Genomic DNA, 9,801 nt, shown 5'->3' with positions numbered 1-9,801 from the left:
AATAGGGGGATGATTGGATGACAAAAGATGGCACGCACATTTTATCGCTTGAGAATGGCATCATTTATGGTCGCGTACAGATGGTACGGGCAAGCCAATTAAATTGCTGACGTTGCACGGTGGACCGGGCGCTGGGCATGAACCATATGAGCGTTTTCCAGAATTTTTAAATCCGGATGGTGTCGAAGTCACACAATATGATCAGCTGGGGGCTTGGTATTCAGACCAACCAGATTTTGATGATCCGGCTAACGTTGAACGATTTTTAAATTATGACTACTATCTAAATGAGGTAGAAGAAGTTAGGCAGCAATTAGGTTATGAAGATGGTGAATTTTATTTAGCGGGCCATTCATGGGGTGGATTATTAGCGCAGGAATATGCGTTGCGCCACCCGGGCGTCGTCAAAGGACTTATTATTATTTCAATGATTGATAATATTGATGATTATGTAACGAACATCAATGCCATTCGAGAACATGAATTCGATGCTGATGTCGTAGCGTTTATGCGTGAAGTTGAAGAACGGGGTGAATGGGATAATCCAACCTATCAAGCCTACGCCACGCAACTTGATCAGGCATATATCACGCGTCACCCAAATGCACCGCATCATCAGATTAGTACAATGGGTACGGCCGTCTATAATCATTTCCAGGGAAATAATGAATTTGTGATTACTGGCGAATTGGCCCATTGGTCGGTTGCAGAGCGGCTACATGAAATCACGGTGCCAACGTTACTAACATTTGGTGGCCATGAGTCAATGCCATTGTCAGTAGCGCGGGAGATGCGCGATAAAATGCCGAATGCGCGGTTGCGTGTCACGCCAGATGCTGGACACGTCCACATGGTCGATAATCCAGAAGTATTTTTCTATAATCTGCGACATTTTATCCAAGATGTTGAGACGGGCACTTTCCAACCAGATTAATTACGGCTAGCCCGTTCGTGAACTTGATTTAACAAACCGGTAAAAAAGGACTACACTATAAGGGTAGACATACACGCCGGGCCAATCACCTGACGCGCAAATTAAAAATGTGCTGGAGGTATGGATTTATGTCACAGAAGAATAAGTTGAAGAAGTTGTTGGAAAAGAAGGGGATTGAGTCAATTAACGTTGACGGAACACCAACACCTGTTCAAAGTGCTAAGGAGATCGATTTGATCGAAGCTGCCAAGGCAAACGGCATTATGTAATTGATAAATGAACAAAAATAAAGCCAGACACACGTGCCTGGCTTTATTTTTGTTCATTTTTAATCGTGCGCAATCCGGGCTTGGGCGGCTGCGGCAATTGCTGATACGATATCATCAATAAAGGTGTTCACACGACCGCCAGCGTGTTGCTCGTCGTTCAAACGACCAACGATACCGGGCTTTAATCGGTCGAGGTAGCCAAAGTTTGTCCAAGAAATGGTGCCGTAAACGCCAAGGATTGACATAACCAATTGCTCATCAATGCCGTAAGTACCATGATCACGGTCGATGCGACCTTGCAATGGTTGTGGCAATTGTCGAGCTTCCGCCAAGTCGTCAATTGCGAGACCGGTCATCACTGCATCTTGTACTTCGGTTTTGTGTAGGACGTGTTGTACTGAGTCAACGGCGTCTGCCATTGTTAGGTTGGGAATGATGGCCTTTTGACCGAACAAAACCAATTCGCCGATGTCTTCTAAGTTTACCCCGCGTGCGTTTAGCATCGCCACGACGTCTTCGTAATAGTCACGTTCTGTGAATAGCATAGTAATTTCTCCCGGAAAAAAGTAATAGTTCCATTATAGTCAATAACAAAAGCGAACGGTGTTTCACATGAAACATTCGCTCGCTTAAATTTTACGTTTAATTAAAAGGTTAAGACAACTTTACCAGCAGCTGAACCTTGACGAGCAGCAGCATGTGCGTCACGCAAGTTAGCTACAGTGAATGGCTTAATTTCGCCAACCTTGACGTTGATTTTGCCAGCGACCATATCGGCGTACAAAGCTGCCAGGTTAGGGCGCTTACCCTTTAGGTAAGTGTGTTCAGCATCAATGTCGAATGCGCTCATGGCTTCGTCATCGTAACTTGTTAGGTTGCGTAGCTTACCACCTTGCTTCAAAATCTTAGCAGATTGAATGGCAACGGCCCCGCCAATTGTGTCCAAAACAGCATCGAAATCAGACAAGTCGTTTTCATAAGCTGTGTGATAATCAACCGGTGTGACATCACCAAGTGACTTCAAGTAGTCGAAATCAGCTGGCTTAGCCGTTGCGTAGACTACCGCACCACGGTTCAAGGCAGCTTGAATAGCAACGGATCCAACAGAACCGGCCCCACCTTGAATCAAGACTTTTTGTCCAGCCTGAACGTCTAAGTCATCAGTAATCATTTGATAGCCAGTAGCAGCACCGATCACGGCAGCTACCGCGTGTTCGTCATCTAGTTCAGCTGGCACCTTGGCAACTGCAGATTGGCCAACGGGAACTTCTTCAGCGTAGGTTTGGTGGTGGCGCGTTGCGGCGACACGGTCACCGACTTGGAAATCCGTGACTTCTTCGCCGACGGCAATAACTTCACCAATCACGCTTGATCCAGGAATCAATGGGAGCTTATCGGCTTCACCGGCAAGTCCTTGGATAAACTTTACATCGTAAGGATCGATTGCAACCGCGTGGTTCTTAACTAGCACCTGCTTCTTCAAAATCTTTGGTGTTGGGGTGTCAATTTCTTCAAGTACATCAACGTCACCAAACTCTTTAATTTGAACTGCCTTCATGATACGAATACCTCCTCGTTTGACCAATCTTGATTTAATGACTTCATTGTAGCTTGTTTTATTGGGGATGTACAAAATAAGGTGATTAATTTGCCGGTATAGACCATTAAATTTTTTGACGTTCTGACAAAATTAATACAGCTGAAATCGTTTACAATGCCTATGTGCAGGCCTTATTATTAATACATACAAAAGGAACGTAAAGGGGGAAACGATGATGACATTATTTATGAGTGCAATGAGTTTGGGAGCTGCAGCCGCTGCAGCTATTGCTTACATCATCACGTTCCGTTTAGAGGATAAGGAAGACTTGGACTCTGACATTGAACAAGTTGATTCAACAGTAGCTACCAAGGTGGCAGTACAACATTAGTTAATGAAGCGCGATACTACAAGGCGGTCATAAGATCGGTTGTGGTATCGCGTTTTGATTTGCAACGTTTTTTAAAAAGGCATACACTTATTCTTCGTGAGTTTTAGAAAAAGGAAGGTAAGTAGCGTGTCGAAAGAAATTAAAATCGCGTTATTGATGGCAGCAAGTTTGTTTATGGATGTCATGGATGGCACGATTGTAACCACGGCTCTGCCCAAGATGGCCCAAACGTTTAATGTTAGTGCGGCGACGGCGAGTTTGTTGGTTAGTACATATATGATTGCCGTGGCTGTTTTCATCCCATTGAGTGGCTGGTTGGCGCAACGCTATGGTAAAAAGAACATTTGGTTGTGGGCGGTTGTGCTCTTTACGCTAAGTTCCTTTGGTAGTGCAGTAGCGCCCAACTTTACCGTGCTATTGATTATGCGAATTGTACAAGGAATTGCGGGGGCTATGATGACGCCAACGGCCCGGCTAATGGTGTTGGAAAAGACACCGGCAGATCAGCTGTTGAAGATGATTAGTTATTTGGTCTGGCCGTCATTGATGGCACCAGCTGTGGCGCCAGTTATTGGCGGTATGTTCGTGACATACTTTACTTGGCACTGGATTTTCTTGATTAATCTGCCAATCGGCTTGCTCGCTTTTTTGATTGGCGTACGGTTATTGCCACGTGATGATCAGCAACAACCACGGCCGTTTGATGTGCGTGGTTTCGTTGAATTAGCGCTGGCGTCAATGGCGTTGCTGACGGGTGCTGAAATGTTAGCACGTACAGGCGTGGTTGTCTGGTACGGTTTGATTATGGTCGTTATTGGTATTGTGTTGGGCGTAAATGTTTACCAGCACTTGCGCCGAGCTGAACATCCATTGTTCTCGGTGGCGACGATGAAGGTACCGACGTTCCGAGTGTCGCAAACTGGTGGGACGCTATTCCAAGTTACCATTGCCAGCTTGCCATACGTCTTAACGGTGCTGTTGCAAACGGTCTTTGGTTGGTCAGCGGCCCGCGCAGGATGGTATGTCATCTTTATTTTCATTGGTAACATCGGCATTAAGCCGTTTACGAATCCAATTATTCGTCGCCTTGGCTTCCGTGGGGCATTAATTGCGTCATTTTTGATGTTGATATTGAGTTCATTTGGATTGGCGCTGGTTCGGCCGCATACGACAGCGATTGCGATTATGTTCCTGGCACTCGTTTCGGGTGTTGGGCGGTCGTTGGCCTTTACGTCATATAATGGGCTACAATTCACGGATGTTGCCCCAATTCACCGGAACGGGGCTAATACCTTAACGGCTGTGACGCAGAGTCTTGGCCAAGGCTTGGGTATTTCATTGATTACGGTGATTATCCACATCTTCCGTCATGGTATGACACTGCAAGGCGCCTATGCATGGGGCTTTGTCGTGCTAGGGATTTTTGCCATTGTACCGATGATTGAAGTGATGTTGCTACCTAAAAATGCTGGTGAAGCGGCAATTAATTAAGTGTCATAACTAGACCAATCCAAGAAATGGTATACGCCAATTCTTGGATTGGTCTATTTTATTCCCTTTTTAATTTAACGGCATAAAACCCGGTGCTATAGTAATTAACGTTGATAAAAAAGAGTTGAAAGAGAGAAATGGTACATGTCAATTATGTATGCTTTGATTCCCGCCGTATTGTGGGGAGCAATGGGAATTGTAAATGGATGGGCTGGTGGTCGTGTCGCAAACCAAATTTTGGGTGGCGCGCTTGGTTCGCTGGTCTTCTCAATCGTAGTTGGCGTGTACGCCTTGTTTGAGGGACCAACTTGGCCCGTTGTCTTCAGTATGGCTGGTTTGACGTACGTCTTATCAGGAATCGCTTGGGCTGCCGGAACGAGCTTCCAATTAGCAGCCTTTAAGAAGATGGGTGTTTCACAGGCGTCTGGTTTGAATACAGCTGGCCAAATTGCGGTGAACGCGTTGGTTGGTGCAGCAGTATTTGGTGAGTGGCAAGGTGCCCACCAGTGGACAATTGGCTTGTTAGCCATTGTTTCCGTTATTATTGGTGTTTTCTTGATTTCAGGTAAGCCATCACACTTGAATAAGGATGGGGTACGGTTAACGATCATTTCAGTCTTTGCTTACATGATTTATTTCATGATTCCAAAGACAGTTGCTTTGTTACACTTGGTCCACGTTGATACAGGTACGTTGCACAACACGATGGCCTTGTCGTTGCCCATCGCCATCGGTCAAACAATCGGGGCTTTGGTTTTTGGTATTTTCATCTTCAATGGTGGAAACTTCAAGTTGCCATTATTGACGAAGGAAACGGCAAAGAATGGTTTGGCTGGTATTATGTGGGGAACTGGTGAGGTGATGATTCGTCTTGCTGTCTTGAACCCTGCAGTTGGTCAAGCGAAGGCCTCAACGTTGTCACAGATGGGCATTATCGTTTCAACGTTGGGTGCGATTTTGATCTTGAAGGAACGTAAAACAAAGACGCAAATCATTGGTATTGCCATCGGGGCCCTCTTCGTTATGTTGGGCGGTATTCTAGTAACGCTTGCTGGTTAAATTGAATTAATAGTAAAAGTCTTAACTGTCAGAAATGTGGTTAAGGCTTTTTTACGCTCTTTATTATTAGCAATTCTGACTGCGGTATAATGGTTGCTAGTACAGATTAGACGAGGTTAATCATGAAAAAATTAGCGTGGATAATCAGTGGTCTCCTCTTTTTAAGTATCCTGATTGGGTTGGTGGTTTGGTCGCAGACGCAACCTAAATTACCAGTGGCATCACAAGTAGATTTGCGGGTTAACTTGCAACCAGGATCCGCGCATGCGGTTGCGTCACAATTAAATACCTACCAACGTCGCGTATTAAAACTGTCGCAGGGGATGGTTACGTCGGCCAATGCAACCGATGATCAGAATCGTATTATATACACCATCCGGACAACTAATGTGTCAACAGAACTCATTAATTTTGGCTTGAAGCATGAACAAGCGCAGGTACAGAAGTTAACGGATAAGGTGCTGGGGGCCATGCGGGCTGGTGGGGTAACGCAGCCTGGATTAGAAATTCGAATTCTAAATCAGTCTGGGGATGCATTGAAGATATTAAAAATAGAATGAGAAAACCTATTGCACAAACGATGAGATGATGATAAAGTTCTAATCATACAAAAACGCCAAAAGGAGGGCAGACTTATGAATAATCGAATTAGCACAGCTATCATCATGACGACGTCCTCTGACTCAACCGTCCAGTTTAACGGTTGAGGATTTTAGCGTACAAAAATTATTAAGCGCTTAATCGAACACGCAATCGTTAACTGACGAAATTTTCGTCGAGACGATTGCGTGTTTTTGTGTGATATTGGGTTATTTTGAAAGTAGAGGGTATAGGATATGGCAGGGCAAGAGCATCATTTGAAACGGACGATGGGTGTTTGGACGGGTATCTCGATTGTAATCGGAACCGTTATCGGATCGGGAATTTTTTTCAAGCAGGGACAAGTGTTGGAAACGGCTGGTAGCACAACACTTGGGTTACTCGCTTGGGTTGCTGGTGGGGTAATCACTTTGGCAGCCGGGTTAACGATTTCAGAAATTGGCGCGCACATTCCCCAGACCGGTGGTATCTATATTTATATGGATAAGTTGTACGGTAAGTTTTGGGGCTTTTTGACCGGCTGGACGCAAGTTGTAGTTTATGCGCCGGCAATTGTGGCTTCTATTGCTGCATACTTCGCGTATCTGTTTGCTAATTTTTTTGGCCTACCAGATAGTGCGGTGATTTGGGTTGGATTGGGAACATTAGTGCTTATCACATTGATGAATTCGCTAGATAATCGAATTGCTTCGATGTTCCAAGTCGCTACGACCAGTATTAAGTTGATTCCAATTGCAGTCTTGATGGTATTTGGTTTGTTTTTCGGTAAGGCTGACGCACTGGGTCAGACGGTTACCCAGCTATCATCAACGGCAACGGGAAACTTTGGTATGGCCGTTTTGGCAACGTTGTTTGCTTACGATGGGTGGGCAACGCTGACCAATTTGGGGGGTGAATTAAAGAACCCACGGCGTAATATTCCCCGTTCAATTATTGGGGGTATTTTGATTGTTATGTTGGCCTATGTTGGTGTTTCATATGGTGTGTACCGTGCGATGCCTGCCGATCAAATTGTTAAACTTGGCAATAATGTGACTTATGAAGTAGCAAAGTCGGCCTTCGGTGAGCTAGGCGGTCGTCTACTATCGATTGGTATTTTGATTTCAATGGCGGGAACTTTGAATGGTAAGATGTTAGCTTTCCCACGTATGGTGTATGCGATGGCTGAAGATGGCATGTTGCCCAAGTTCTTAGCCCGTTTGAATAAAGCGCAGGCCCCGGTTGGCGCTTTGTGGACCACAGCTGTTTTAGCCGGTGCGTTGATGTTTACGTCAAAGGCAGATTGGCTATCAGATATGGCTGTGTTCGTCATCTGGTTGTTCTATACGGCAACATTCTTTGGTATTTTCATCTTACGTATTCGTAACAAACGGGCCGGTTTGGCACGTGATCCGGAAGTGTTTAGCGTACCGTTATTCCCGTTTGTGCCTTTGGTGGCTATCTTAGGTGCGTTGTTCATCTTGATTAATACGTTGATTTCTAGTTTTACAATGGTCCTCATTTCGTTTGTGTTTGTGGCTGTTGGTATTCCGGTTTATCTATACTATAAAAATAAGCAATAAATCAAAAAAAGCGTCCCCGCATCTGCTGCGAGGACGCTTTTGATTTATTGCTTGTGCTTGTTCGTTGCGAAGAAGAATAGTGATAGCAACACGAGGAAGCCGGCTCCAATTGAAACTGAGATGCGTGTTTCAGGATTGATGAACATAAAGATGACAATCAAGACCAAAGCGAAGATTGCGAAGTAGTTCGTCAATGGGTAGAGTGGCATTTTGAAAGGGTGATCCTTAAGTAATTCCTTGTTTGAACGGCGGAAGCTAAGTTCTGACCAAAGAATAACGAACCAAGGCACCATACCAGGTAACACACTTGAACTATAAACCAGGACAAAGATGTTTGCCGTTGACTTACTATAAAGTGATAATACCGTGTTCAAAATCAAACCAAGTAAGATACCACCTGAAATGGCCAAAATTGAAACGTATGGGACGTGGTGTGAAGATAGCTTTTGGAAAACACCAGACGTCTCCTTGTCGCGTGACAACTTGAATAGCATACGACTTGAACTGTAAATGCCTGAGTTGGCGCCTGACATGGCAGCCGTCAAGACCACGAAATTAATGATTCCAGCGGCACCAGCAATTCCAACCTTTGAGAACGTTTCAACGAATGGCGAGCCAACGGCTGCCAGTTGGTTCCAAGGGTAAATCGTTACGATAACGAAAATGGCCCCGATGTAGAAAATCAAAATACGCCAAACAACTGACTTAACTGATGAGACGATAGCGTGACGTGGGTTGGCAGCTTCACCAGCTGTGATACCCAACACTTCGATTCCTTGGTATGACCCAACGATAATTGATAGTGAGAAGATGAATCCCTTCACACCACCGGTGAAGAAGCCACCATGTGACCACAAGTTTGATAGGCCAAGTGCGTGCCAGTGATTACCCAATCCTAAGAAGATGACCATCACACCCAATACAATCATCAAAATGATCGTGACAACCTTAATCATGGCAAAGTAGAATTCCATCGTGCCGTATGCCTTGGCTGAAGCAAGGTTCGCTAGCGTCAAAGTGGCAATAACGACCACGCCGGAAATCCAACCAGGTAGGTTTGGCCACCAGTAATTGAGATATTGGCTAACCGCGATAACTTCACTGATACCAACGACAATATATTGGAAAACGTTACTCCATTTTGTAAGATACCCAGCAAGCGGGTGAATGTAATTGGTTGCATAATCAGCAAATGATCCGGTTGTGGGGTTGATGAAAATCATTTCACCCAAGGCTCGCATCACTAAGTACAGGAGCAAGCCGACGAAAGCGTAGGCTAATAGGACGGAAGGACCAGTCCATTTAATTGTTGAAGTTGAACCCATAAATAGGCCAACCCCGATGGTACCACCCAAGGCAATCATCTGCATTTGATTTGACGTTAGCGACCGTTGTAACTGGCCGTCAGGTAATTTATCTTTGTTCTTTGCCATATTCTTTTTCTCCTAAGCATACAAAAAGACCGTCCAACTAGCCATGCACCGCAATGGGGTGTAGAACTGATTGGACGGCCTGTTAACAATCTTTATTTAACAGTACTTTAAAGAGCCCAACCAGCCAAAATGGTGGTTGAGGTGGTGGTCGTCGTGATGACAGTAATGCTGTTGTGACGGTATTGCTTAATCATAATGATGACCTCCATTTCTTTCTTGTTAGTACTTAATGATTAGAAGTTTATCATTATTACTAAAGGTACGCAAGCTAAAAAGGCATTCATTATATTTTGCATAGTCGATAATCATTTATGAAAAGTATTTAATAATAATGCGTTAAGTTCCGAAAACTGGGCATTTGTGGTGGTAAATTCAGTTGACAGTAACTGGTTTTGAATGTAGAATTATCACATTATTTTCTAATGATTGAATGAGTAAATCTAGTAGCTAGATGAGTAGTTGAAACGAGGAAACGTTTATGGAACAAAAGGGTTTGTTCGCGCGCATGGCGCGCAGAGAAGA

The 9,801-nt window shown here is 44.5% G+C and carries 9 protein-coding genes and 1 pseudogene; 7 read left to right on the top strand and 3 right to left on the bottom strand.

What is annotated here, in order from left to right:
* The first annotated feature begins 17 nt into the window (after positions 1–17).
* Positions 18–934: pseudogene (locus WEIDD23_RS06645) on the top strand (proline iminopeptidase-family hydrolase).
* Positions 935–1,062: 128 nt separating this feature from the next.
* The gene (locus tag WEIDD23_RS13570; protein ID WP_010375053.1) at positions 1,063–1,203 is read left to right on the top strand and encodes a hypothetical protein; all 141 of its coding nucleotides are present in this window, start codon (positions 1,063–1,065) and stop codon (positions 1,201–1,203) included.
* Positions 1,204–1,262: 59 nt separating this feature from the next.
* Here WEIDD23_RS13570 and WEIDD23_RS06640 read toward each other — a convergent pair whose 3' ends face one another.
* Together WEIDD23_RS06640 and WEIDD23_RS06635 are read right to left on the bottom strand one after the other, a co-directional pair.
* Entirely contained in the window at positions 1,263–1,748 is a 486-nt protein-coding gene (locus WEIDD23_RS06640) for a phosphatidylglycerophosphatase A family protein (protein WP_010375052.1), read from the bottom strand.
* Positions 1,749–1,849: 101 nt separating this feature from the next.
* Positions 1,850–2,761, bottom strand: coding sequence for an NADP-dependent oxidoreductase (locus tag WEIDD23_RS06635; RefSeq protein ID WP_010375051.1), 912 nt, complete (start codon positions 2,759–2,761; stop codon positions 1,850–1,852).
* Positions 2,762–2,975: 214 nt separating this feature from the next.
* On the opposite strand from WEIDD23_RS06635, the gene WEIDD23_RS13055 reads away from it, so the two are divergent.
* The 5 genes from WEIDD23_RS13055 to WEIDD23_RS06615 all read left to right on the top strand — a co-directional run bounded on the left by WEIDD23_RS13055 (position 2,976) and on the right by WEIDD23_RS06615 (position 7,846).
* A complete protein-coding gene (locus WEIDD23_RS13055) occupies positions 2,976–3,134 on the top strand; it encodes a hypothetical protein (protein ID WP_153280280.1) in 159 nt (52 codons plus the stop codon).
* Between the two features lie 126 nt (positions 3,135–3,260).
* Positions 3,261–4,625, top strand: a complete 1,365-nt coding sequence (locus WEIDD23_RS06630) for an MFS transporter (RefSeq protein WP_010375048.1) — start codon at positions 3,261–3,263, stop codon at positions 4,623–4,625.
* 144 nt (positions 4,626–4,769) lie between these two features.
* Positions 4,770–5,684, top strand: coding sequence for a GRP family sugar transporter (locus WEIDD23_RS06625; protein WP_062358856.1), 915 nt, complete (start codon positions 4,770–4,772; stop codon positions 5,682–5,684).
* Positions 5,685–5,806: 122 nt separating this feature from the next.
* A complete protein-coding gene (locus WEIDD23_RS06620; RefSeq protein WP_010375046.1) occupies positions 5,807–6,244 on the top strand; it encodes a hypothetical protein in 438 nt (145 codons plus the stop codon).
* 276 nt (positions 6,245–6,520) lie between these two features.
* Entirely contained in the window at positions 6,521–7,846 is a 1,326-nt protein-coding gene (locus WEIDD23_RS06615) for an APC family permease (protein ID WP_010375045.1), read from the top strand.
* Positions 7,847–7,890: 44 nt separating this feature from the next.
* Here the strand turns inward: WEIDD23_RS06615 and WEIDD23_RS06610 are convergent, their stop codons facing one another.
* On the bottom strand, positions 7,891–9,279 hold the full coding sequence (locus WEIDD23_RS06610; protein ID WP_010375044.1) for an amino acid permease: 1,389 nt from the start codon (positions 9,277–9,279) through the stop codon (positions 7,891–7,893).
* Positions 9,280–9,801: the final 522 nt, after the last annotated feature.

This window comes from Weissella sp. DD23, from assembly GCF_001579105.1.
In the GTDB taxonomy this organism is placed as follows: Bacteria; Bacillota; Bacilli; order Lactobacillales; family Lactobacillaceae; genus Weissella; species Weissella cibaria.
The sequence above is the reverse complement of the archived record's forward strand: the minus strand, read 5'-3'. Positions and strand labels throughout refer to the sequence as shown.